The following is a 22,473-nucleotide window of genomic DNA, read 5'->3' as shown; positions in this document are numbered from 1 at the left end:
GCAGGAGGAGCCCGATGAGCACCGTGACGTACGCGCCCGCCCTGGCGGGGCACCATGGCTTCCGGCAGGCCGCCCGGATGGAGTGGATCAAGCTGCGGAGCCTGCGGTCGACAATGTACGCGCTGCTCCTCACCGTGGTCGGCATGATCGCCATGGGGGTCGTGACGATGGCCAACACCAAGGCGCCGCAGGGTGCTTCGAAGGTGGCGTCCTTCGACCCGACGAACAATGTCCTGGCGGGTGTGGCCCTCGGGCAGCTCATCATCGGCGTGCTGGGTGTCCTCGTGATATCCGGCGAGTACGCGTCGGGGACGATCCGCTCGACGCTGGCCGCGGTGCCGGACCGGCGGCTCGCGCTGGCGGCGAAGGCCGCGGTGTTCGGCGGTCTCGCGCTGGCCATCGGCGAGGTGGTCACGTTCGTGTCGTTCCTCGCGGGGACCGCGGCACTCTCCCCCGGTGTCCCGCATCCTTCGCTCGGTGACCCCGCTGTGCTGCGCGCCGTGCTCATGTCGGGCGCGTATCTGGCGATGGTCGGCCTGATGGGGCTCGGGATCGGCACGATCACCCGGCACACGGCGAGCGCGATAGGTGTCCTGGTCGGCATCACATATGTGCTGCCCGCGCTGCTGGCCGGGACCACGGGGACGACGGTCGCGAAGTTCTTCCCGACGATGATCGCGGGCAATTCGCTGGCGGTGACGGTGCCGGTCGACGGGATGCTGTCGCCCTGGGCCGGGTTCGGGGTGCTGTGCCTGTACACGGCGGCGTTCCTCGCCGTGGGCGACCGGCTGCTGGCGCGTCGCGATGCCTGACTTCCCCCTCATCGGCCTGCCGACCGTACGGGCCGCGTTGACGGCCTGCGTGACGCGGCGGGCGTGGGCGGAGGCGGCGTACTGCCTGCTGTCCTACGTCCCCGCGCTCGCGGGCTTCCTCTTGGTCGTGGTCGCGCTGGCCCTGGGGTCGGCGCTGACCCTGACGGTGGTCGGGGCGGTTCTCGGCGCGGTGTTCCTGCTGGCCGGGCTCGGCCTGGCCCGTGGACTCGGCGCGCTGCACCGACGTCTTGCGGGCGCGCTGCTGGGCGAGCGGGTAGCTGCGCCGGGCCCGCCGTCGGCCGAGGGCGGGACGTTCGCGCGCGTGGAGGCGCGGCTGCGGGACGGGGCGGCGTGGCGGGCGGTCGCGTACGTGCTGGTGAAGCTGCCGCTGGCGACGGTGGGCCTGTACGGGCTGACGTGGTGGGTGATCGGCGCGGTGAACATCGCGGCGCCGGTGCGGTGGTTGTTCACGCCCGAGGATCTGACGCTGGTGACGCCGTTGCCGTGGGGCGGTGAGCCGCAAGTGCACTCGCCGGCTGAAGCGTTCGGTGTCGCGCTGCGGGGGCTGCTGATCGTCGTGGTGGCGCCGTGGCTGGTCCGGATCGCCGTCAAGGCGGATCGCACGTTGATGCCGGCGCTGCTCGGCCCCGGTGAGCTGGCCGACCGGGTCCGCGACCTGGAGGAGAAGCGGGCGCTGGCGGTGGAGGACGCCAATGAGCGGCTGCGCCGGCTCGAGCGGGATCTGCACGACGGGGCGCAGGTCCGCCTGGTGGCGCTCGCGATGAGCCTGGACATGGTGCGCGAGCAATTGGACGACCGGGACCGGCCGGAGCTGCACCGCATGGTGGAGACGGCGCGGGACAACGCGACGGAGGTTCTCACGGAGCTGCGCGACCTCTCGCGAGGCCTGCATCCGCCCGCGCTCGACGGCGGGCTCGGCGACGCGTTGAGCACGCTCGCGGCGCGCAGCACGCTGCCCGTGGACGTCAGCGTGGATCTGCCGGAGCGGCCGGCGCCGGCGATGGAGAGCCTGGCCTACTTCTGCGTGGCGGAGCTGCTGGCCAACGCGATAAAGCACAGCGGGGCGCAGCGCTGCGGGGTGGAACTGGCCGCGGGGGACGGCACGTTGCGGCTTCGGGTGACGGACGACGGGAAGGGTGGCGCGCGCAGGGAGCCGGGCGGCGGGCTGGCGGGGCTGGTGCAGCGGGCACGGACGGTGGACGGGTCGCTGGAGGTGACGAGCCCGCCGGGCGGGCCGACGGTGGTGACGGTGTCGCTGCCGCTGCACACGTAGGCGCAGGTGGAAGCGGGCGGAAGGCGAGGGAGCGAAGTGAACGCGGAGAGGGCCCATGAGACGATCCCGGCCATGCGTGTAGTCATCGCCGAGGACGCCGCCGTGCTGCGGGAGTTGCTGGCCCAGATGCTGTCCATGCGGGGGCACGAGGTGGTGGCTGCGGTGAGCGATGCGGATGCGCTGCGGGCGGCCGTGGCGGAGCACAGGCCCGATGTGACGGTCGTCGACATCCGGATGCCTCCGACACACACCGACGACGGGCTGCGTGCGGCGATCGACATCCGGCGCGAGCACCCGGGGACCGGTGTGCTGCTGTTCTCGCAGTACGTGGAGACGAAGTACGCCACGCGGCTGCTGGCCGAGGGCTCGGCGGGCGTCGGGTATCTGCTCAAGGAACGGGTGGCGAACGTCGCGGAGTTCACGGACGCGCTCACCCGGGTCGCGGCGGGCGGCACCGCGCTGGACCCGGAGGTGGTGACCCAGCTCGCCGGTGGGGGCCGGGCGACCGAGGAGCTGAGCTCGCTCACGGAGCGGGAGCGGGACGTGCTGGAGCTGATGGCGGAGGGCCGGTCGAACGCGGCGATCGCCGAGTCGCTGCACGTGTCGGCGGGCACGGTGGAGAAGCATGTCGCGGCGGTCTTCGGGAAGCTGGGGCTGCCGGTGTCGGAGGATCACAATCGCCGTGTACTCGCGGTCATCCGCTTCCTGCACCGAGACTTGACGCATGGCTGACGGGACGAGGCGAACGAAGCGCAGCGCGGGCCTGCTTCTCTTCCGGCGCGCGTCGGGCGGGGTCGAGGTGCTGCTCGGGCACATGGGCGGCCCGTTCTGGGCGCGCAAGGACGCGGGCGCGTGGGGCGTGCCGAAGGGCGAGTACGAGCAGGGCGAGACGCCGTGGGACGCGGCGCGGCGCGAGTTCCAGGAGGAGCTGGGACTGCCACCGCCGGAGGGGACCGCGCTGCCGCTGGGCGAGACGGTGCAGTCCGGCGGAAAACACGTGACCGTGTGGGCGGTGGAGGCGGATCTGGATCCGGCGGACATGGTGCCGGGGACGTTCACGATGGAGTGGCCCCGGGGTTCCGGTCGCACGCAGGAGTTTCCCGAGCTGGACCGGGTGGCCTGGTTCGGCCTGGACCCGGCGCGGGATCGGATCGTGAAGGCGCAGGCGGTCTTCCTCGACCGGCTCGCGACTCAGCTGTCCTGAGCCGCGAGCCGACGGCCTTCCTTGGTCGGCGCCGAGTCGCCGAGCCGCTGGGTCGCTGGGTCGCCGAGCCGCTGGATCCTCAGGCGTCCGCCGCCGTTGCGATGTCGTCGATCAGCGCGCGGACGCGTTGTTCGATCTCGTCGCGGATGGGGCGCACGGCGTCGACGCCCTGGCCCGCCGGGTCCGGGAGTTGCCAGTCCAGGTAGCGCTTGCCGGGGAAGACGGGGCAGGTGTCGCCGCAGCCCATGGTGATGACGACGTCGGAGGCCTGGACCGCGTCCACGGTGAGGACCTTGGGGACCTCGGCGGAGATGTCGATGCCGACCTCGGCGAGTGCTTCGGCCACGGCCGCATTGACCGTCTCCGCCGGGGCCGAGCCCGCCGAGCGTACGTGGACGCGGTCGCCCGCAAGATGGGTGAGGAAGGCGGCCGCCATCTGTGAACGTCCGGCGTTGTGGACGCAGACGAACAGCACCGACGGCTGCTGCGGGGTGTCAGACACGGGTCGTCTCTTCCTGCGGTACGGCGGTGGCAGCGGGGGCGGGGAAGTAGCGGCGCGCGTACAACGCGACGTAGACCAGGCCGATCAGCACGGGCACCTCGATGAGCGGGCCGACGACGCCGGCGAGTGCCTGTCCGGAGGAGGCGCCGAAGGTCGCGATGGACACGGCGATCGCCAGCTCGAAGTTGTTGCCCGCGGCGGTGAAGGCGAGCGTGGTGGCACGCGGGTAGTCGAGCCCGACCGCCCTGCCCAGCAGCATCGATCCGGCCCACATGAGCGCGAAGTAGACGAGCAGCGGCAGTGCGATACGGAGCACGTCCACGGGGCGGCTGGTGATGGCGTCGCCCTGGAGCGCGAAGAGGATGACGATGGTGAACAGCAGCCCGTACAGGGCGAACGGGCCGATGCGCGGGATCAGCTTCGCCTCGTACCAGGTGCGGCCCTTGACCTTCTCGCCGATGCGGCGGGTCAGATACCCGGCCGCGAGCGGGATGCCCAGGAAGATGAGCACGCTGCGGGCGATCTCCCACACCGACACGTCCAGGCTCGTCTGTTCCAGGCCGAGCCAGCCGGGCAGCACCTGGAGGTAGAACCAGCCGAGCGCGGAGAACGCGATCACCTGGAAGACCGAGTTGAGGGCGACGAGCACGGCGGCGGCCTCGCGGTGCCCACAGGCCAGGTCGTTCCAGATGATGACCATGGCGATGCAGCGCGCGAGCCCGACGATGATCAGACCCGTGCGGTACTCGGGCAGGTCAGGCAGGAACAGCCAGGCCAGGGCGAACATGAGCGCCGGGCCGACGATCCAGTTCAGCAGCAGCGAGGGCAGCAGCATGCGCCGGTCGCGGGTCACGGTGTCGAGACGGTCGTACCGGACCTTGGCCAGCACCGGGTACATCATCACGAGCAGGCCCAGCGCGATCGGCAGGGACACCCCGCTGACGGTCACCGTGGCCAGCGCGTCCCCGAGGCCCGGGATCAGGCGCCCGAGGCCCAGGCCGACCGCCATCGCGGCGAGGATCCACAGGGCGAGATAGCGGTCCAGGAACGACAGGCGTCCGGCCACGCCCTGTTCGGGTGCGTCCATGCTCACGAGGCGGCTCCGGCCGTCTCGTCGCGGTCGCGCAGCGGCGTGCCCGCCGGGCGGGTCAGGATGCCGGCCAGACGGTCGGTCATCTCCGGCAGCAGCCAGTAGTAGACCCAGGTGCCGCGCCGCTCGCAGTCGATCAGTCCGGCCTGCCGCAGCAGCTTGAGGTGGTGGGAGATGGTCGGCTGCGACAGGTCGAAGGCAGGCGTCAGATCGCAGACGCAGATGTCCCCGCCGTCCCGCGAAGCGATCATCGACAGCAGCCTCAGACGCACCGGGTCGCCCAGCGCCTTGAAGACTTTCGCCAGGTCAACGGCTTGTTCCTCGTCCAATGGGGCGGTCAGCAACCCGGGGCAGCACGCGTCGGCCGCGCCGTTCTGCCCCAACACCACAAGTTCTTGCTTCGACATACTTCTATGTTGACAGTCTTCGATCCAAGGCGCAATGCTGCATCGACAGGCATCAATACAAGACGTCGATTCAAGCGAGTCGATTCAAGCGAATGGGGAGACCGCCATGTCCCGTGCTCAGCTCGCCCTGCGGGTCAGTGACCTGGAAGCGTCGATCACCTTCTACTCGAAGCTGTTCGGCACCGAACCGGCCAAGCGCCGCGAGGGCTACGCCAACTTCGCCATCACCGAGCCCCCGTTGAAGCTCGTCCTCATCGAGGGCGAGCCCGGACAGGAGACCCGCCTCGACCACCTCGGCGTCGAGGTCGAGTCCACCGACCAGGTCGGTGCGGCCACCGGCCGGCTCAAGGACGCGGGCCTCGCGACCTTCGAGGAGAACGACACCTCCTGCTGCTACGCCCTCCAGGACAAGGTGTGGGTCCACGGCCCCGGCCAGGAGCCCTGGGAGGTGTACGTGGTCAAGGCCGACGCCGCAACGCTCGGCAAGAGCGCGCAGGCCGGGGCCGACGGCGGGGACGGCTGCTGCACGAGCCAGGCCGTCACCGCCGACACGGCCGCAGCGGAGTGCGCCTGCGGACAGTGATCCGACGGGCCGACGTCTGACGGACCTCCCCGCGGGTACCCGGCGATCGCCCCGCAGCCCGCGTTGCGCACGCCCGTGGCGCGCGGGAAGGTCGAAGGAACCGCGCAGAGGAGGTCGGCAGCATGCCCATCGCGACGGTCAACCCGGCGAACGGCGAGACCCTCAAGACGTACGAGGCCCTGTCCCCGGAGGAGATCGAACGCAGGCTCGCCCTCGCGGCGAGCGCCTTCGACTCGTACCGGACGACAACGTTCTTCGACCGGGCGAGGCTGCTGCAGCGGGCTGCCGACCTGTTGGAGGCGGACGCGCCGGACATCGCACGCGTGATGACGACCGAGATGGGCAAGCCGGTCGCGGCGGCCCGTGCCGAGGCGTTGAAGTGCGTGAAGACGATGCGCTGGTATGCGGAGCACGCGGCTGATCTGCTCGCGGACGAGCATCCCGCGGAGTCGGACGTGAAGGACTCGGGCGCGGTGCGGGCGCATGTGCGCTATCGGCCGCTCGGCCCGGTGCTCGCGGTGATGCCGTGGAACTTCCCGCTGTGGCAGGTCGTACGGTTCGCGGCGCCCGCCCTCATGGCCGGGAACGTGGGTCTGCTCAAGCACGCGTCGAACGTGCCGCAGACGGCCCTCTACCTGGAGGACCTCTTCCGCCGGGCCGGTTTCCCCGAGGGCTGCTTCCAGACGCTGCTCATCGGGTCGGGCGCGGTCGAGGGCATCCTGCGCGACGAGCGGGTGGAGGCGGCGACACTCACCGGCAGCGAACCGGCCGGACGTTCCGTGGCAGCGATCGCGGGCGACGAGGTGAAGAAGACGGTCCTGGAGCTGGGCGGCAGCGACCCGTATGTGGTGCTGCCGTCGGCGGACGTGGCGAAGGCGGCGAAGACGGCCGTCACGGCGCGCGTGCAGAACAACGGGCAGTCGTGCATCGCGGCCAAGCGGTTCATCGTGCACGAGTCGGTGTTCGAGGAGTTCCGGGACGCGTTCGTGGCCGGCATGCGGGAGCTGCGGGTGGGCGATCCGCTCGACGAGGACACGGACGTCGGACCGCTCTCCAGCGAGCAGGGGCGCAGCGACCTGGAGGAGCTGGTCGACGACGCCGTCGAGAGCGGCGCGAGTGTGCTGTGCGGTGGGCAGCGGCCCAAGGACTTCGCCGACCGCGGCTGGTTCTACGAGCCGACCGTCATCGCCGATGTGACCCCCGAGATGCGCATCCACAAGGAAGAGACGTTCGGACCGGTGGCGACCCTGTACCGGGTCGCGGACCTGGACGAGGCGGTCGCCGTCGCCAATGACACGCCCTTCGGCCTGAGTTCCAATCTGTGGACCCGCGACGAGGACGAGATCGAGCGCTTCGTGCGCGACAGTCAGGCGGGCGGCGTCTTCGTCAACGGCATGACGGCCTCGCACCCGGCCCTCCCCTTCGGCGGCGCGAAGCGTTCCGGCTACGGACGTGAGCTGTCGGACCACGGCATCAAGGAGTTCTGCAACATCACCACGGTGTGGTTCGGGGCCTGACAGCAGCCGCGAGAGCTTGGCGATGCGAGGGCCGGTCGATCCGCGCCCCCGCGCACAGCCCGTGCAGCAGGTCGCTCCCGGAGCTGTGACCGACGGCCAACAGGTCGGCGACCGGTGCGGCGAGATCCGCGCCGGTCGCCGCCGCGTGCAGTACCGCCGCCACCTGTGGGATGCAGTGCCCGTCGGCGGCGTGCCGCAGGAGCGCGGCCGAGACCGGGGGCGTACGTGTCCCGGCCTGCTCTGCGGTGACTACGAGAGCGGGCAGCCAGGTGGGTGGCAGCGGGGACAGGCGGGCGGCGAGCAGCAGGCCGCACAGGAAGTCGTCCCCTGACGGGGTGGCTCCGGGGCCGAGCCCCAACAGTCCCTCAGCGGCGCGACGCCCCGCGCTCGGGGTTCCGTGCGCGAGGGCGCGGACGAGGGCGGTCGCGGCGGGGCGGGCCTCGGCCGCCAGTGGGCGGGGCGGACGCAGGCGCGCGAGCCGGTCGAGGACCGGGCCGCGCGGGATGTCCTGGACGCGGGGCGGCGCCCAGAACTCCCCCACGGCCAGGCGCAGGGGACCGACCGCGACGCACCCGCCCCCGACCCGTCCCGCGCCCCCGACCGCCACGCCGTCGAACGGCCGCTCCCCCGCAGCATGCGGCAGAACCACGGCGGTCGGCACGCGCACGGCCTGCGGCACGACCACGGCGAGCGGGGTGCCACCGTCGCCCGGCAGCAGATACAGCGCCTGCCGCGCGACGGCCACGATCCGGGCGGGACGTGGGGGCCCGGCCAGTAGCGCTCGGGCCAAGGTGCTGACGGTGCACGGCAGTTGGGCGGGGCTCATGCCCTGAGGGCAGCAACGTCGTCGGACGTCTCCGGAACCGCGAACGCCTCCAGCGCCTTCCGGAAGCACTCCAGCGGCGCGTGGGCCAGGCCCGCTCCGATCTGTCCGATGCCGGGTTCGCGGTGGGCGATGCCCGTGGTGACGACGGGTTCGATGCCGGTGTCGAGGACGGCGCGCACGTCGATGCCGACCGGGGAGCCGATGCCGCCGAGGGCCGGCAGCCGGTAGGCCTCGTGCCGGGCCAGCGTGATGCGGGCCATGTCGCGGCTGGTGCGCAGCGCCTCCTGCACGGTGCCGCCGACGAAGCCGGTGATGGCGGGCGCGGCGGCGAGGGCGAAGCCGCCGAGGCCGTTGGTCTCGGTGATGGCGCTGTCACCGATGTCGGGGTTGGCGTCCTCGGGCCCGTATCCGGCGAAGTACAGTCCCCGCACCTCGGCGGCGGGGGCCGTGAACCAGGAGTCGCCGAGGCCGCTGACGCGGATGCCGACCTCGACGCCGTTGCGGGCGAACGCCGTGACGAGCGTGGAGTGGGCGACTCCGTGCGCGGCGGAGGTGGCGAGTTTGGCGGCCGCCATCGAGAAGTTGAGGAACCAGTAGTGGTTCTCGGCGAGGAACTCCAGGACTTCCGGGCCGTGTTGGACGCGGGCGAGCGGCGCGGCAAGTTCCCGCAGCAGCAGCGCGGAGGCGGCGGTGTTGCGGCTGTGGCACTCGTCGCCCATCTGGAGCGCCTGGGCGACGACGGATCGCAGGTCCACGCCGTCGGGCCGGTCGGCTAGGACCGCGCGCAGGGCGGGTGCCAGTACGTCCGCCATCCAGCGGAGCCGGTCCATCACATCGTCACCCAGGGCCCCGTAGCGCAGACAACGTCCCGCGCCCTCGTTGAGGTTGGCGTAGGCGCGGCGCCCGGTGGCCGGGTCCTCGACGACGAGCACGGGCATGGACGGGGAGGTGATGCCGCCCATGGGGCCGACGGCCTCGTGGTGGTGACACGGCTCGAAGCGCAACACGCCCGATTCCGCCAGGTGTTGGGCCTGTTCCGGGGTGTCGGCCCAGCCCTCGAGCAGCGCGGCACCGATGACACCCGCACGCATCGGGCCGCACATGTCGGCCCAGTCGACGGGCGGTCCGGCGTGCAGCAGGACGCGTTCGCCGGTGGCCCGGTCGTCGAGCACCGGCAGGACGTCGCGGGCGGTGCGTACGTCGCGCCACACGGGTCGCACGGCGAGCAGCCGCTCGACGGCCGTGCGGTTCGCGGCCTCGACGGCTTCATGGCCGGTGAGTTCGGCCAGCTTCCAGCCGAGGTCGGGGTCGCCGCCCGCGGGCGGCCGCCAGTCGAGAGTGGTGACGTGGGCGCCTGCGGTGCGGGGCACATCGGCGAAGTCGGCCACGCCGACGGCGGCGATCCGCGGTGCGGCGTCGCCCGCGCCGAGCAGGTCGGGCACGAGGTGAGGGGTCATGTGCGGTCTCCTGAGCGGTGGTTGGGGTGGGCGGGTTCGACGTGTGCGTCGCGCCGGGCGGTGCGTGCCGATGCCTCCGTGCGCCACGGATGCGGCATCACGGTCACCGCCCCGCCCTCCCCGTTGGCGTCAACTCACCGACGTCGTAGCGGAGTTCACCACCCCCGGTCACCAACGACACTGCCCACTCGGCCGCATCAGTACTGGTCGGTGCCAGCACGGCGCCCGCCTTCTCCAGGCGCGCCCGCACCGCGTCGACGTCCTGCGGGTCGCCGGCCGTGCCGACGACGAAGGCGATGACGGGCGCCCGCCCCCGCTCCCCCGCCCGTTCCAACTCGGTCGCGAGCGCCGCGGCCGGGGCGGCGCCCGCGCCGTGTCCAAGAACGACGTCCAGGACCACGGCTGCGGTGCCCGGGTCGGACAGTGCGGCACGCAGATGGGCGGCGCGCACGGTGGGGTCGATCATCGGGTGGGGGCGGCCCGCGGTGTAGGCGTCGTCGCCGAGGTCGAGCACCAAATGGCGCTCTGGCAGGCCGATTTCACGTCCGGGAACGTAGGGGTCGACTGCCGTGACCGCCGTCGGCAGCAGTTGCCGTGCCTCGTACGCGAAGGTTCCGCCCGCGTACAGGGCGCGGAGGTACCGGCCCGGTACCGCGTCCACCGCGGGCGGCGCCCAGGGGGGTGCAGGTACGCCACCGAGGGTGCGCACGACCGCGCGGGCCGCGTCGCGCAGCGTGCCGACGACAGTGACGGCGCCCGCCCCATCCGGCCGCTCGGCGCCCGCGAGGTCGCCGAGCGCGGCAGGCCTTTCGGTGCTGAGGAACGCGACGACTACCGGCTTGCCCACACGCCCCGCCCGGGCGATGACACGTTCGGCCACCTCGGGCGCGGGCGGCTTCGACACCAGCACGATCAACTCGCAGCCGGGGTCGGCGGCGAGCAGGTCGAGCGCGTCGAGCGTGGTGCGCGCGCCGACCTCCGCGCTGAGGTCACGGCCGCCGGTCCCGATCATCTGCCGGACTCCTTCGCCGGCCGCGTCCAACAGGCACGACACCTGCTGAAGTCCCGTTCCGGAGGCGCCGATCAGGCCGATGCGGCCGGAGCGGAGCACATTGGCGAAGCCGAGCGGTACGCCGTCCAGGACGCCGGTTCCGCAGTCGGGTCCCATGGCGAGCAGGCCCCGGCGGTGGGCCTCCTCCTTGATGCGGATCTCCTGCTCGATGGAGACGTTGTCACTGAAGACGAAGGCGTGCATGCCGCGGCGCAGCGCCTTGAGCGCTTCGGCCGCCGCGTACGGGCCGGGGGTGGAGATCAGCGCGAGGGCGGTCGCCGGGTCCGCCTCGCCGAGGGCGCGCGGCACCCATTCATCGCGCTCGGAGCTCTCCGAGGCGGCAGGCTGTTCGAGCAGCGCGGGCACCTCGGCCAGGGCGTGCTCGATGGCGTCGGCGGTCCCGCGCAGCGCGACGATCATGTCGGCGGGGCGTGCGGCACGGCCCTCGTCGGTGAGGAGTCGGGCGCCGGCGAGCAGCCGCAGATTGGGTTCGGTCGCCATGACGAGGCTGGCGGCCGTGATGCCGGGCAGTTTGGTGAGGTGCTGGGCCGCGCGCATCAGGGCGACCGAGTCGGCGTAGGCGTCGCACCGCACGGAGTTCGACGTCAGGGTGTCCGGGGCGGGGTGGCCGTCGGTGGCGGGCGGGGTGGGCTCCATGGCATCGACGCTACGGCCGCACCCCGGGCGCGGTCTTCGGCGAGCGGTGCCAGCGCGCGGGTGTGGATCACCGGCAACGGCTGACAGTGACCGGGCCGCCGGGCGCACACCAGCATGATCGGGGACACCCGCGACCGTGCGCCGTCGGACCGCTCACCGACGCCGCCACCAATGCCGACGCCGACACCGACGGCCACCGTCAGTGAGCGCGCGCGCTGAGCAACCGGTGGGCGTGGACGGCCAGTTCCGTCTGTAGCCGGCGCATCGGATCCTTGTCGGGTGCGCCGGTGAGCCGTTCGATCTGCTTGAGGCGGTAGCGCAGCGTGTTGTAGTGCACGTGGAGTTCCTCGGCCGCCTCGACGCCGTTGCGGTCGTGCCGCAGATACACGGTGAGGCTGTGCACGAGACTGCCGTCGTGCCCGGCGTCGTACGTCAGCAGCGGGCCGAGGGCGTCGTCGACCAGTGCCTGGAGTTCACCCGCGGGCAGCTGGTCGAGGAGCCGGTACACCCCGCTCTCCTCGTGGAGCCGGACGAACGAGCGTGCGGGGCCCTCCAGTTCACGGCCCAGGGCGAGCGCGCTGAGCGCCTCGCTGTGACTGAGGTGCAGTTCGGTGAAGTCGGCGCGGATCGTGCCCGCCGCGACGGCCACGGCGCGCCCCGGGCAGGCGGCGGCGACCGCGCGGCGCAACTCCTCGCAGCGGCTGCGCAGTTCGGAGCCGCCCGGCGCCACCAGCGCGGTGAGGCCACCGGGGGTGCCCCAGGCGGGTGTGTCGGCACCCAGTGCGGTGCGGGCGGCGGAGAGCAGGCGTTCCTCCGTGAGGCGGACGCCCGCACCCTCCGGGGTTGCCGCGGCCTCGACGACCACGGCGGCGTGCGGCCGCTCCAGGTCCCAGCCGAGGGCCGCGGCCCGGCGCGCCGACTCCGCACGGTCGCGCGGGGGGTGGGAGACGAGTTCGGTCAACAGCAGGGTGCGGTACCGGCGTTCGCGCTCGGCCAGTACGCGTTCCTGTACGGCGAGCATCCCGGCCAGGCTGGCCACGTGGTCGGCGGCGGTTCCCCACTCCTCGTCGGGTACGCAGCCGCGCCCCGCCCACAGGACGACCTCGCCGCCGCTGCGATGCCCGACGGTGATCGGCCGGGACACGGACGCGGGAACGCCGTCGGGCACGTCTCCCGCTGCCGCGAGCAGCCCCCCGTCCGGACCACGGATCGCGGCGGCGCAGCCGGTCTCCCCCGCCAGCAGGACGACGAGTTCGCCGTAGGAGCCGCCCCCGAGGACGGCCTGTGAGAGCCGGTCGCGCAGCGCCTGCGAGCGCTCCAGACTGAGCGCCTGCCGGTTGAGTACGGTGCCGATGACCTCGGAGAGGATGTCGTTGAGCATGACGTCGCCGGGCAACTCGACGATGGGGAAGCCCAGTTCGTCGGCGCGGCGCAGCATCGGGTCGGGCAGCCTCGGCAGATAGGGGCCGACCTTCACGCCGAGGGCCGCGAGGCCGCGGGCGGCGAGTTCGGGCACCAGGCCGGTGAGCGCCTCCTCGTCGTCGCGGACGGCGTAGGCGGTGGTGAGCAGGAACTCGCCGCCGCGCATCCAGCGGATGATGTCCGGCACTTCCATGATGTTGGCGACCCTGATGCCGCGACGCGCGCCCGCCTCCCCGGCCGCCAGGCGGGCGCCCGCGAGCGCGGGCAGCTCCAGCGCCTGGGCCACGGTCAGGCCCACGGCGCCGGCGGGACGGGGTGCCGTCGCAGCGTGCGGAACAAGGGTCACGCCGCTCACTATGGGCGCCCTCGCGGGGGCTGTAAACGCTCGTGACACGAGGTTGTATACGATTCCTCGATACCGTGGCGGTGCCGTCGTCCGCCCCCACCCGGTCGCCCCCGAAGCACTGTCAGCGAGCGTCAACGCCCCCGCGCACACGCTGGCACCGGCTGCCCATGACCGCCGCGCCGGGCGTTCCTATCGTCCTGACATGCCTCCAGGAACCGCGCCCCCACCAGCCGCTTCCCCCGTGCGGCCACCGGCCGTGACGCGCCCCGTCGCCCCTGTCACCGTCCTCGCCATCGGTGGCAACGCACTCCTCAACGGCGGTCCGCGCGCCACCATCGCGGAACAGTTCGCCGCCGCCCGGCAGTTGGCGCGCCCGGTGGCGGAGCTGGTCCGTGCGGGACACCGCGTGGTCGTCACGCACGGCAACGGTCCACAGGTCGGTTTCATCAAGCGGCGTTCCGACCTCGCGGCCGAGCTCGCCCCCGAACTCCCGCTCCTCGACCTCGACATGTGCGTCGCCGACTCGCAGGGCAGCATCGGCTACATCCTCGTACGCGGCCTGTCGGACGCCCTGCCGGCCGGGTCCCGGCCGGTCGCCCTGCTCACACACACCGTCGTCGACCCGGCCGACCCGGCGTTCGCCCGGCCCACCAAGCCCATCGGCACGCACTACGAGCGCGCGGAGGCGGAGCGGCTCGCCGCCCGGCACGGGTGGACCGTCGCCGACGACGCGGGGCGCGGCTGGCGCCGCGTCGTCCCCTCACCGGCGCCGCACGCCATCGTCGAACTCGACGCCGTCGCCGCCCTGTTGGACGCCGGGCATGTCGTGGTGGCGGGCGGGGGCGGCGGCATCCCCGTCACCCGCGGGCCCGACGGGGCGCTGTGCGGCGTGGAGGCGGTCGTCGACAAGGACGCGACCTCCGCGCTGCTCGCCTCCGCGCTCGGCGCGGACGAGCTGATCGTGACGACCGGAGTCGAGCGGATCGCCCTCGACTGGGGCACCCCGCGCCACCGGGACCTCGACCGCATGGACGCGGCGCAGGCCCACCGGTATCTGGCGGAGGGGCAGTTCCCCGAGGGCAGCATGGGGCCGAAGGTGCGCTCGGCCCTGGACTTCCTCGCGTCAGGCGGCCACCGTGTGCTGATCACGTCACCGGGCGCGTTGAGCGAGGCGCTGCGCGGCGCGACGGGCACGCGCATCGTCCCGACCGCCCGAACTGTCCGGTCGGTCAACGGCGAGGGCAGTGGCAGTGACTTTGGTAATGGCAACACGACCGCTTCGGGGCCGTAACACGACGACATCAAGATCGTCCCTGCCGCCGACCCCCTCCTTGCCCCTCCCCGTCGCCTCCCCGCCCCCTCACGGCCGAAGGACCCCCTATGACGCTGACCTCCGCCGCCCCCTCCCCCGACGCCATGCCCGTCGACGGCCGCCACCACCTCGCCACCACGCCCGACACCGCCCGCTGGGGCGTACTCCCCCGCGCGGACAGCGCCCCGGTACTGAAGGTCGACGACGGTGACACGGTCACGTTCGATCTCGTCTCCCACGAGGGGATCCTGCCCGACCAGGGCCGCGACCCGGTGGAGTTCTTCGGCGGCTACGGAGTGCCCGCACACCAAGTGCCGCGCGACGCCCAGGAGATCGCGGCGTCCGACCTCGGGCGCGAACCTGAGGGCCCGATCGGCCCGCACATCGTCACGGGCCCCGTCGCGGTGCGCGGCGCACGCCCCGGTGACCTGCTGTGCGTACGCACCCTGAGCCTGCACCGGCGCACGCACTACGGCATCGTCTCCAACCGGCACACCCGCGGCTCCCTGCCCGATGAACTCCCGGACCCGGCAGCCGAGTTCACGAGCCCGGACACCAAGCGCGCCTCGGAGGGCACGGTCTCCTCCTTCTGCACGGTCGAACGCGATGGCGACGGCGCCGAGTTCGGCGTGCTGCGCTGCACGCCGACGCTGAGCGCGCGCTTCCCGCTCGGCCCGTTCGTCGGGATCATGGGTGTGACGGACGACGGCGCGGACACGCGCAGTTCGGTGCCGCCGGGCCCCTTCGGCGGCAACCTCGACATCAAGCACCTGACCTGCGGATCGAACCTGTACCTGCCGATACGTACCGACGGCGCGGGCTTCTACGCGGGTGACCCGCACTTCGCGCAGGGCAACGGGGAGGTGGCGCTCACCGCGCTGGAGGCGCCCCTGCGGGCGACGGTGCAGCTGTCGGTGGTGCGCGGTGCGGCGGCACGCCGGGTGACCGGGCTGCTCGCGGAGCCGTTCGCCGAGACACGTACGCACTGGATCGCGCTCGGACTCGACGCCGACCTCGACGAGGCGATGCGCCAGTGCGTGCGCTCCGCGCTCGGCTTCCTCACGGCGCGCACCGGCATGGACCGGGCCACCGCGTACGCGTATCTCAGCGCGGCGGCCGACTTCGAGGTCTCACAGGTGGTCGACCAGATCAAGGGCGTCCACTGCCTGATCCGCAAGGCGGACTTCCCCGCCGAGACGTAACCCACCGATCCACCCCAGACGTAACCTCCCCCCCCCAGGTCGCGCCCGCACGCACCGCACCCGCACCCGCACTTGCCCGTCACGCATCTCTCGACCGAAGGAGAACCACCGTGACCGCTCTGCTGCTGCGCCACGCGCGTGTGGAGGACTCGCCCGACCCGACCGACATCCGCGTCCGCGGCGGACGGATCGAGGCCATCGGCCCCGGTCTCGCCGCGCCGGACGACATCGGCGCCGAGGTCCTCGACTGCGCGGGCCGCGTCGTCGTGCCCGGTCTGATCGAGGCCCATCTGCACCCGGACAAGGCACTGCTCGACGGGTTGACCCCGGAGGGCACCGGCTCACTCGCGGACGCCATCAGGATCACCGCGCTACTTAAGGCGGGATTCACGTACGACGAGGTACGCGCGCGTGCCGAACAGGTGCTCCGGATGTGCGTCCTGAACGGCACCACCGCGATCCGCGCCCATCCCGACGTCGACCCGGTGGCGGGCCTGACCGGGCTCAACGTCCTATTGGAACTGCGCGAGAGGTGGGCGGAGCTGGTCACCCTCCAGGTCGTCGCGTTCCCCCAGGAGGGCATCTTCAAGGCGCCCGGCACGGAGAAGCTGCTCCGTGAGGCGCTCGACTCGGGCGCCGATGTCGTCGGGGGGTGCACCTACAACGAGGCCTCTCTCGCCGACTGCCACCGGCACGTGGAGCTGGTCCTCGATCTCGCCACCGAGTACGGCGTCCCTGCCGATCTGCACGCGGACTTCGGCGACGACCACGGCGACAGCCGCTTCGCCCTCGCCGAGTTCATCGCCGCCCGCACCGCCGAGCGCGGCCTCCAGGGGCGGGTGACCCTCGGCCACGCCACCTCGCTCGCCGGGCGCCCGCCTGCCGAGCGGCGTACGGTCCTCGCCGAACTCGCGGCCGCCGGGGTCGCGGTCGTGCCGCTGCCCGCCACGGATCTCTTCCTGGGCGGTCGCGGCGACGACACGGCGCCGCGCCGGGGCCTGGCCCCCGTGCGTGAACTCTGGGACGCGGACGTCCTCACCGCCTGCGCCACCAACAACATCCGCAACGCGTTCACCCCGTACGGCACCGGCGACGTCCTGGAGACCGCGCTGCTGCTCGCCCGGATCGCGCACCTGTCGGGCCCCGCCGATCTGCGACGGGTGCTGCGCATGGTGACGTACGACGCCGCGCGCGTGATCGGCATTCCGGAAGCGGACTACGGGGTGCGCGAGGGCGCGGTGGCGGACCTGGTCGTCCTGGACACCCGCGATTACGCCACGCTGCTCCTGGACCGGCCCGTGCGCACCGCGGTGGTCAAGTCGGGGCGGGTGGTGGCCCGTTCGACGGTCTCCGCGGAACTCGACGGTTCCCTCGTCGCGGGCGGGGTGGTCTGACATGGCCGAGGCGACGACAGGGACGAGCACGGCCGCTGCGGTGACACCCGTGCTCCGGGAGCGGATTCCGCACGAGATCGTGGCGTCGGTGCTCGCCGCGACGACCGCCTTCGTGGGCGGGACCGCGCTGCATCTGCCACCTTGGGCGATCTTCATCTCGTGGGCGGGCATGTTCCTGATGGGCGGCCCGAGCCTGGCCGGCGCGCGACGGCTGTGGTGCGCGATGCCGGTGGGTTCCACGTACGCGCTGCTCATCGTGCTGTTGGAGACTCATGCGGGCACGGCGTTCGGCGAGAGCCAGTTGGCCCGGAACGCGTTCGGGGCGCTGTGCATCCTCGTCCTGAACAGCGCTCTGATGTACACGGGCCGGGTCCGATTCTTCTCGCTCATTCCTGGCATGTTCTTCGGTTTCGCCAGCTACTTCGCGACGTTCTTCGGCGGGTTCGGCTTCGAGGCGGGCAACCCGTGGGCGGCCTGGGTGTGCGTGGTCGCCATGAACGCGCTCGGCCCGGTGTACGCCTGGCTGTCGATGCGGCTGACCTTCCCGGTGGAGATCAAGTCGCCTTCCTGAGCGGCCCTGTTCACCCTGGCGTCACTCCGTGTTCGGGGCGGGGGCCGAGCGTGTGCGCTGTACACCTCGTCCGCGCCCCAGGAGGCCCCATGTCCCCGCTCGTCCCCGGCAAGCGCCGCACCCTCGGCCGTTCCGTCGCCGCGGGTGTGCCGCTCGCCGCCCTCGTGGCGCTCGGTGTGGCGCCGGCCGCGACGGGCGCACCCACCGGGTCTGCGGCGGCCGAGGTCACCGGGAGTGCGAGGCTCGGCGACGTACCCCTGGGCGAGTTCAGCAACGCCCTGCTGCCGGGCACGGTCGACGACGACCGGGGCGTGGACCTCGGCGGCATCGGCTCGGACCTCTACCCGGCGGGCCGCAAAGGCGAGTTCTGGACCGTGACCGACCGCGGCCCGAACGGCCAGATCAAGGTCGACGGCACGAAGCGCCGCACGTTCCCCGTGCCCGGCTTCGACCCGGCGATCGTGAAGATCCGCGTCACCGGCGATCAGGTGAAGGTGCTCGACGCGATCCCGCTCACCACGAAGTCCGGCAAGCCCGTCACCGGGCTGTCGAACCAGGAGGGCCGGGACGAGAAGCCGTACTCGTACGACGCCGAGTCCCCGCTCTCGTACAACCCGAACGGTCTCGACACCGAGGGCATCGTGCGCGCGGCGGACGGCAGCTTCTGGCTCGTCGACGAGTACGGCCCCTCGCTCGTGCACGTCTCCGCGGACGGCCGGGTCCTCGCCCGGCACGTGCCGAAGGGGCTGGACCTGAAGGGCGCCGACTACCCGGTCGTCGAGTCGCTGCCGTCCGTGCTGCTGCACCGCAAGGTCAACCGGGGCTTCGAGGGGCTCGCCCAACTGCCGGGCGGGGACCTGGTACTGGCGGTGCAGAGCCCGCTGTCGCTGCCGGACGAGGACGCGGGTGACGCCTCGCGGACGACGCGCCTGCTGCGGTTCTCGCCGAAGAGCCAGGCGGTCACGGCGGAGTACGCGTACCGCTTCGACCCGGTGGACGTGGTGGACCCCGGCGAGGACGACCCCTCCGAGCTGAAGATCTCCTCCGTCGTCGCCGTCGGCGGCGACCGGCTGCTCGTCGAGGAGCGCACGGACAAGGCGGCCCGCCTTCAGGAGGTGCGGCTCACTCGCGGCGCCGACATCCTGGGCGGGCGCTGGGACGACGACGCCACCTCCCCGTCACTGGAGCAACTCGACGACCCGACGGCGAAGGGCGTGCCGGTCCTCGCCAAGCGCCTCGTGGTGGACCTCGACAAGGTCGACGGCGTCCCCGACAAGATCGAGGGCATCGCCCTCGCGGGACGCGACACCCTCGCCCTGATCAACGACAACGACTTCGGGATGACCGACGGCGACGGGGCGTTCGACGCGGACGGACGGCTCGTGGACAGCGGCGTCGAGACGAAGGTGACGCACGTGAAGCTGCCGAAGGGCGCCCTGTAGGCGCAACTGGCGGCCATCGTGCGCCCTGTAGGAGCACCTCGCGGCCGTCGGCGCGCCCTGTAGAAGCACCCCGCGGCCGTCGAGTCCGCGAATTCAGCCGCCCAGTTCGCTGGGCAACTCGCTCGGCAGCTCGCTGGGGATGTCCGAGGGCAGTTCGCTCGGCAGCCCACTGGGGAGCTCGCTCGGCAGGTTGCTGGGCAGCGAGGACGGCAGCTTGCTCGGGATGCGGGGCGACGAGGAGCGCGTGGCCTGTTCGCTGCTCTCGTCGGGCGACTTCTTGTCGCCGTCCGAGGAGCCGCCGCGGGTCGTCAGGAGGACGACGGCGCCCACGATCACCACGAGGGCGACAAGCGTCGCGATCACCAGGGTCTTGCGCCGGTCGGGGCGGCGCGGCCCGTCGGGCGGCGGCGCACCGAAGCCACCGGGCGGCGGCGCATTGTTCGGCGGCGGGGGCGGCTGCGGCGGCATCGGGGGTAAGGACACCCCTCCAGAATTGCCGCATCGGGCCCAACGCGCGAGCCCCTGAGGGAAGTTGACCGACCGGACGGCGTACGTCCGGTCGGTCGCGGTACTTCCGTACTTCCGTACGGGGCTTCCGTACGGGCTACGTCAGGCGCGCACGCCCAGCAGGTGGTCCATCGCCAGCTGGTCGAGGTGCTCGAACGCCATGCCGCGCTCGGCGGCCGCGTTCACGTCGAACTCCTCGAAGGCGCTCTTGTCGGCGAGCAGCGCGGCCAGGCCGTCGGCGGCGGTCGGCTTGGCGAGCTCGTCCAGGCGGGAGGCGGTCAGGGCCGCCTGGACCTCGGGGTCGTCGCGGAAGGCGGCGGCCCGGTCCTTGAGGATCAGGTAGTTGCGCATGCAGCCGGCGGCCGAGGCCCACACGCCGTCGAAGTCCTCGGTCCGCGGCGGCTTGAAGTCGAAGTGCCGCGGGCCCTCGTAGCCGGCCTGCTCCAGCAGGTCGACGAGCCAGAACGCGGCGCGCAGGTCGCCGGCGCCGAAGCGCAGGTCCTGGTCGTACTTGATGCCGGACTGGCCGTTGAGGTCGATGTGGAAGAGCTTGCCGGCCCACAGGGCCTGGGCGATGCCGTGCGGGAAGTTGAGGCCCGCCATCTGCTCGTGGCCGACCTCGGGGTTCACGCCGTACATCTCGGGCCGCTCCAGGCGCTCGATGAACGCGAGGGCGTGGCCGACGGTGGGCAGCAGGATGTCGCCGCGCGGCTCGTTCGGCTTGGGCTCGATGGCGAACTTGAGGTCGTAGCCCTGCTCGACGACGTACTCGCCGAGGAGGTCGAAGGCCTCCTTCATGCGGTCGAGCGCGTCACGGACGTCCTTGGCGCCGCCGGACTCGGAGCCCTCGCGGCCGCCCCACGCGACATAGGTCTTGGCGCCGAGCTCGGCGGCGAGGTCGATGTTGCGGATGACCTTGCGCAGGGCGTAGCGGCGCACGTCGCGGTCGTTGGCGGTGAAGCCGCCGTCCTTGAAGACCGGGTGCGTGAACAGGTTCGTGGTGGCCATCGGGACGACCATGCCGGTGGCGTCGAGGGCCTGCCGGAAGCGCTTGATGTGCGACTCGCGCTCGGCCTCGGAGGCCCCGAAGGGGATCAGGTCGTCGTCGTGGAAGGTCACACCGTGGGCGCCGAGCTCGGAGAGGCGCTGCACGGACTCGACCGGGTCGAGTGCCGGACGGGTGGCGTCGCCGAACGGGTCGCGGCCCTGCCAGCCGACGGTCCACAGACCGAAGGTGAACTTGTCGTCAGGGGTGGGCTGGTACGTCATCTCGCGGCTCCCTAGCCGTTGCCCGGCGGCCGCGCACATGGAGTGCGGCCGCCTATTTCGTCATGGCGCTTTACAAATTAGTATGCGGGAACGCCGCTGGGAAGAGCCGACCGTCCTACAGACACAGATTTCCCGAGATTTCAGGAGAGCCGCATGTCAGCTGCCGATGGACCCCTCGTCGTAGGGGTCGACAGTTCCACGCAGTCCACGAAGGTGTTGGTCGTCGATGTCGCGACGGGCGCGACCGTGGCGCGCGGGCAGGCACCGCACACCGTGACCTCGGGCGCGGGCCGCGAGAGCGACCCCGAGGAGTGGTACCGGGCGTTGCGCGAGGCGCTGGCACAGTGCGGCGACGCGGCTCGGCGCGCCTCGGCGGTGTCGGTCGGCGGGCAGCAGCACGGTCTGGTGACGCTGGACGCGCAGGGGCGTCCGGTGCGGCCCGCGCTGCTGTGGAACGACGTGCGCTCCGCGCCGCAGGCCCGCCGCCTCGTGGACGAACTGGGCGGGGCGAAGGCGTGGGCGGAGCGGTTCGGCATCGTGCCGGCGGCCTCCTTCACCGTGTCGAAGTGGGCGTGGCTGGCCGAGCACGAGCCGGAGTCGGCGCGCGCCACGGCCGCGGTTCGGCTGCCGCACGACTACCTCACGGGCCGTCTCACCGGTGACGGCACGACGGACCGGGGCGACGCGTCCGGTACGGGGTGGTGGGCATCGTCGACCGAGGCGTACGACGAGGACGTGCTCGCGCGCGTGGGGCTCGACCCGTCGCTGCTGCCGCGGGTGGTGGCACCCGGCGAGGTCGCGGGCACAGTACGCGCGGGAGCCGATCTGCCCTTCGCGGAGGGCACGTTGGTGGCGGGCGGCACCGGTGACAACGCGGCCGCCGCGCTCGGCCTCGGCCTGCTGCCGGGAACTCCCGTACTGAGCCTCGGCACATCGGGCACGGTGTACGCGGTGTCGCGGAACCGGCCGGCCGACCCCTCCGGTACCGTCGCCGGTTTCGCGGACGCGCGCGGCGACTGGCTGCCGCTGGCCTGCACGCTGAACTGCACACTCGCGGTGGACCGGATCGCGGCGCTGCTCGGCCTGGACCGGGAGGCGGTCGAGGCGGGCGGCACGGCGACGATCCTGCCGTACCTGGACGGCGAGCGGACGCCCAACCTGCCGGACGCCTCCGGCCTGTTGACCGGTCTGCGCCACGACACGACCGGCGGCCAGTTGCTGCAGGCTGCGTACGACGGGGCGGTGCACGCGCTGCTCGGGGCGCTCGACCGGGTGCTCGACGCGGACGCCGACCCCGCGGCTCCCCTGCTGCTCATCGGCGGCGGGGCGCGCGGGACGGCCTGGCAGGAGACGGTGCGACGGCTATCGGGGCGGGCGGTGCAGGTGCCCGAGGCCGGCGAACTGGTGGCGCTGGGAGCGGCGGCGCAGGCCGCGGGCGTGCTGACCGGCGAGGACGCGGGGGCGGTGGCCCGGCGCTGGGACACGGCGCGCGGCCCGCTGCTCGAACCGGTCGAGCGGCGGGACGAGGCGGCGCTGGAGCGGATTTCGGGGGTGCTCGGGGAGGCGGGGGCGCTTCTCGGGAACGAGTGAGGCCTGAGGCCCACCCGA

21 protein-coding genes are annotated in these 22,473 nt (G+C 72.5%); 12 read left to right on the top strand and 9 right to left on the bottom strand.

Features of this window, described 5'->3' with window-relative positions; genetic code table 11:
* The first annotated feature begins 14 nt into the window (after nt 1-14).
* From OG746_RS25305 to OG746_RS25290, 4 genes are all read left to right on the top strand, one after another.
* Nucleotides 15-812, top strand: a complete 798-nt coding sequence (locus OG746_RS25305; RefSeq protein ID WP_266718178.1) for an ABC transporter permease — start codon at nt 15-17, stop codon at nt 810-812.
* Nucleotides 805-2,106 carry a sensor histidine kinase gene (locus tag OG746_RS25300; protein WP_266718176.1) on the top strand — a complete coding sequence of 434 codons (1,302 nt, stop codon included), beginning with the start codon at nt 805-807 and terminating at the stop codon, nt 2,104-2,106. Before OG746_RS25305 ends, OG746_RS25300 begins: the two co-directional genes overlap by 8 nt.
* A gap of 72 nt (nt 2,107-2,178) precedes the next feature.
* Complete coding sequence (locus tag OG746_RS25295; RefSeq protein WP_266718174.1) at nt 2,179-2,838, top strand: response regulator transcription factor; 660 nt, start codon at nt 2,179-2,181, stop codon at nt 2,836-2,838.
* A complete protein-coding gene (locus OG746_RS25290) occupies nt 2,831-3,310 on the top strand; it encodes an NUDIX hydrolase (RefSeq protein WP_266718173.1) in 480 nt (159 codons plus the stop codon). The genes OG746_RS25295 and OG746_RS25290 overlap by 8 nt, the downstream gene beginning before the upstream one ends.
* A 79-nt stretch (nt 3,311-3,389) precedes the next feature.
* Here OG746_RS25290 and OG746_RS25285 read toward each other — a convergent pair whose 3' ends face one another.
* From OG746_RS25285 to OG746_RS25275, 3 genes are read right to left on the bottom strand one after another with little or no spacing between them, the layout of a single operon-like run.
* Nucleotides 3,390-3,812 carry an arsenate reductase ArsC gene (locus tag OG746_RS25285; protein ID WP_266718171.1) on the bottom strand — a complete coding sequence of 141 codons (423 nt, stop codon included), beginning with the start codon at nt 3,810-3,812 and terminating at the stop codon, nt 3,390-3,392.
* Nucleotides 3,805-4,899 carry an ACR3 family arsenite efflux transporter gene (arsB, locus tag OG746_RS25280; protein ID WP_266719190.1) on the bottom strand — a complete coding sequence of 365 codons (1,095 nt, stop codon included), beginning with the start codon at nt 4,897-4,899 and terminating at the stop codon, nt 3,805-3,807. The genes OG746_RS25285 and arsB overlap by 8 nt, the downstream gene beginning before the upstream one ends.
* 2 nt (nt 4,900-4,901) lie before the next feature.
* Nucleotides 4,902-5,309, bottom strand: coding sequence for an ArsR/SmtB family transcription factor (locus OG746_RS25275; protein WP_266718169.1), 408 nt, complete (start codon nt 5,307-5,309; stop codon nt 4,902-4,904).
* Between the two features lie 106 nt (nt 5,310-5,415).
* Here OG746_RS25275 and OG746_RS25270 point away from each other — a divergent pair, with 106 nt between their 5' ends.
* Nucleotides 5,416-5,892 (top strand): ArsI/CadI family heavy metal resistance metalloenzyme, encoded by a 477-nt coding sequence (locus OG746_RS25270; protein ID WP_266718167.1) that lies wholly within the window; start codon nt 5,416-5,418, stop codon nt 5,890-5,892.
* Between the two features lie 122 nt (nt 5,893-6,014).
* Complete coding sequence (locus OG746_RS25265) at nt 6,015-7,409, top strand: NADP-dependent succinic semialdehyde dehydrogenase (protein WP_266718166.1); 1,395 nt, start codon at nt 6,015-6,017, stop codon at nt 7,407-7,409.
* Here OG746_RS25265 and OG746_RS25260 read toward each other — a convergent pair.
* The 4 genes from OG746_RS25260 to OG746_RS25245 all read right to left on the bottom strand — a co-directional run bounded on the left by OG746_RS25260 (nt 7,384) and on the right by OG746_RS25245 (nt 13,168).
* A complete protein-coding gene (locus OG746_RS25260; RefSeq protein WP_266718164.1) occupies nt 7,384-8,235 on the bottom strand; it encodes an oxamate carbamoyltransferase subunit AllH family protein in 852 nt (283 codons plus the stop codon). The genes OG746_RS25265 and OG746_RS25260 overlap by 26 nt on opposite strands.
* Nucleotides 8,232-9,692, bottom strand: a complete 1,461-nt coding sequence (locus tag OG746_RS25255) for a YlbE family protein (protein WP_266718162.1) — start codon at nt 9,690-9,692, stop codon at nt 8,232-8,234. The genes OG746_RS25260 and OG746_RS25255 overlap by 4 nt, the downstream gene beginning before the upstream one ends.
* A gap of 103 nt (nt 9,693-9,795) precedes the next feature.
* Nucleotides 9,796-11,400, bottom strand: coding sequence for an AllF/FdrA family protein (locus tag OG746_RS25250; RefSeq protein ID WP_266718161.1), 1,605 nt, complete (start codon nt 11,398-11,400; stop codon nt 9,796-9,798).
* Nucleotides 11,401-11,599: 199 nt separating this feature from the next.
* Nucleotides 11,600-13,168 carry a PucR family transcriptional regulator gene (locus tag OG746_RS25245; protein ID WP_266718160.1) on the bottom strand — a complete coding sequence of 523 codons (1,569 nt, stop codon included), beginning with the start codon at nt 13,166-13,168 and terminating at the stop codon, nt 11,600-11,602.
* 202 nt (nt 13,169-13,370) lie between these two features.
* Here OG746_RS25245 and OG746_RS25240 point away from each other — a divergent pair, with 202 nt between their 5' ends.
* The 5 genes from OG746_RS25240 (at nt 13,371) to OG746_RS25220 (ending at nt 19,089) form a co-directional block, all read left to right on the top strand.
* Nucleotides 13,371-14,459, top strand: coding sequence for a carbamate kinase (locus OG746_RS25240; protein WP_266718158.1), 1,089 nt, complete (start codon nt 13,371-13,373; stop codon nt 14,457-14,459).
* Between the two features lie 89 nt (nt 14,460-14,548).
* A complete protein-coding gene (locus OG746_RS25235; RefSeq protein ID WP_266718156.1) occupies nt 14,549-15,682 on the top strand; it encodes an acetamidase/formamidase family protein in 1,134 nt (377 codons plus the stop codon).
* Nucleotides 15,683-15,792: 110 nt separating this feature from the next.
* On the top strand, nt 15,793-17,076 hold the full coding sequence (locus tag OG746_RS25230; protein WP_266718154.1) for an amidohydrolase family protein: 1,284 nt from the start codon (nt 15,793-15,795) through the stop codon (nt 17,074-17,076).
* A 1-nt stretch (nt 17,077) separates the two neighbouring features.
* Nucleotides 17,078-17,647, top strand: coding sequence for a DUF1097 domain-containing protein (locus OG746_RS25225; RefSeq protein WP_266718152.1), 570 nt, complete (start codon nt 17,078-17,080; stop codon nt 17,645-17,647).
* A gap of 89 nt (nt 17,648-17,736) precedes the next feature.
* Complete coding sequence (locus OG746_RS25220; RefSeq protein WP_266718150.1) at nt 17,737-19,089, top strand: esterase-like activity of phytase family protein; 1,353 nt, start codon at nt 17,737-17,739, stop codon at nt 19,087-19,089.
* A 93-nt stretch (nt 19,090-19,182) separates the two neighbouring features.
* On the opposite strand, the gene OG746_RS25215 is transcribed toward OG746_RS25220, so the two are convergent.
* Both OG746_RS25215 and xylA read right to left on the bottom strand, forming a co-directional pair.
* Nucleotides 19,183-19,572, bottom strand: coding sequence for a hypothetical protein (locus tag OG746_RS25215; RefSeq protein ID WP_266718148.1), 390 nt, complete (start codon nt 19,570-19,572; stop codon nt 19,183-19,185).
* Nucleotides 19,573-19,698: 126 nt separating this feature from the next.
* On the bottom strand, nt 19,699-20,865 hold the full coding sequence (xylA, locus tag OG746_RS25210; protein WP_266718146.1) for a xylose isomerase: 1,167 nt from the start codon (nt 20,863-20,865) through the stop codon (nt 19,699-19,701).
* Between the two features lie 153 nt (nt 20,866-21,018).
* Here xylA and xylB point away from each other — a divergent pair, with 153 nt between their 5' ends.
* A complete protein-coding gene (gene xylB / locus OG746_RS25205) occupies nt 21,019-22,455 on the top strand; it encodes a xylulokinase (protein ID WP_266718144.1) in 1,437 nt (478 codons plus the stop codon).
* Nucleotides 22,456-22,473: the final 18 nt, after the last annotated feature.

Origin of the sequence: Streptomyces sp. NBC_01016, assembly GCF_026341035.1 — a bacterium.
In the GTDB taxonomy this organism is placed as follows: Bacteria; Actinomycetota; Actinomycetes; order Streptomycetales; family Streptomycetaceae; genus Streptomyces.
This window is presented reverse-complemented; position numbering and strand designations above follow the sequence as displayed.

Coding starts and splice junctions, on each gene's coding strand:
- OG746_RS25290 (WP_266718173.1), top strand. CDS start 2,831: ATGGCTGACGGGACGAGGCGAACGAAGCGCAGCGCGGGCCTGCTTCTC.
- OG746_RS25235 (WP_266718156.1), top strand. CDS start 14,549: ATGACGCTGACCTCCGCCGCCCCCTCCCCCGACGCCATGCCCGTCGAC.
- OG746_RS25295 (WP_266718174.1), top strand. CDS start 2,179: ATGCGTGTAGTCATCGCCGAGGACGCCGCCGTGCTGCGGGAGTTGCTG.
- OG746_RS25220 (WP_266718150.1), top strand. CDS start 17,737: ATGTCCCCGCTCGTCCCCGGCAAGCGCCGCACCCTCGGCCGTTCCGTC.
- OG746_RS25240 (WP_266718158.1), top strand. CDS start 13,371: ATGCCTCCAGGAACCGCGCCCCCACCAGCCGCTTCCCCCGTGCGGCCA.
- OG746_RS25305 (WP_266718178.1), top strand. CDS start 15: ATGAGCACCGTGACGTACGCGCCCGCCCTGGCGGGGCACCATGGCTTC.
- OG746_RS25250 (WP_266718161.1), bottom strand. CDS start 11,400: ATGGAGCCCACCCCGCCCGCCACCGACGGCCACCCCGCCCCGGACACC.
- OG746_RS25255 (WP_266718162.1), bottom strand. CDS start 9,692: ATGACCCCTCACCTCGTGCCCGACCTGCTCGGCGCGGGCGACGCCGCA.
- OG746_RS25225 (WP_266718152.1), top strand. CDS start 17,078: ATGGCCGAGGCGACGACAGGGACGAGCACGGCCGCTGCGGTGACACCC.
- OG746_RS25265 (WP_266718166.1), top strand. CDS start 6,015: ATGCCCATCGCGACGGTCAACCCGGCGAACGGCGAGACCCTCAAGACG.
- arsB (WP_266719190.1), bottom strand. CDS start 4,899: ATGGACGCACCCGAACAGGGCGTGGCCGGACGCCTGTCGTTCCTGGAC.
- xylB (WP_266718144.1), top strand. CDS start 21,019: ATGTCAGCTGCCGATGGACCCCTCGTCGTAGGGGTCGACAGTTCCACG.
- OG746_RS25260 (WP_266718164.1), bottom strand. CDS start 8,235: ATGAGCCCCGCCCAACTGCCGTGCACCGTCAGCACCTTGGCCCGAGCG.
- OG746_RS25300 (WP_266718176.1), top strand. CDS start 805: ATGCCTGACTTCCCCCTCATCGGCCTGCCGACCGTACGGGCCGCGTTG.
- OG746_RS25270 (WP_266718167.1), top strand. CDS start 5,416: ATGTCCCGTGCTCAGCTCGCCCTGCGGGTCAGTGACCTGGAAGCGTCG.
- xylA (WP_266718146.1), bottom strand. CDS start 20,865: ATGACGTACCAGCCCACCCCTGACGACAAGTTCACCTTCGGTCTGTGG.
- OG746_RS25275 (WP_266718169.1), bottom strand. CDS start 5,309: ATGTCGAAGCAAGAACTTGTGGTGTTGGGGCAGAACGGCGCGGCCGAC.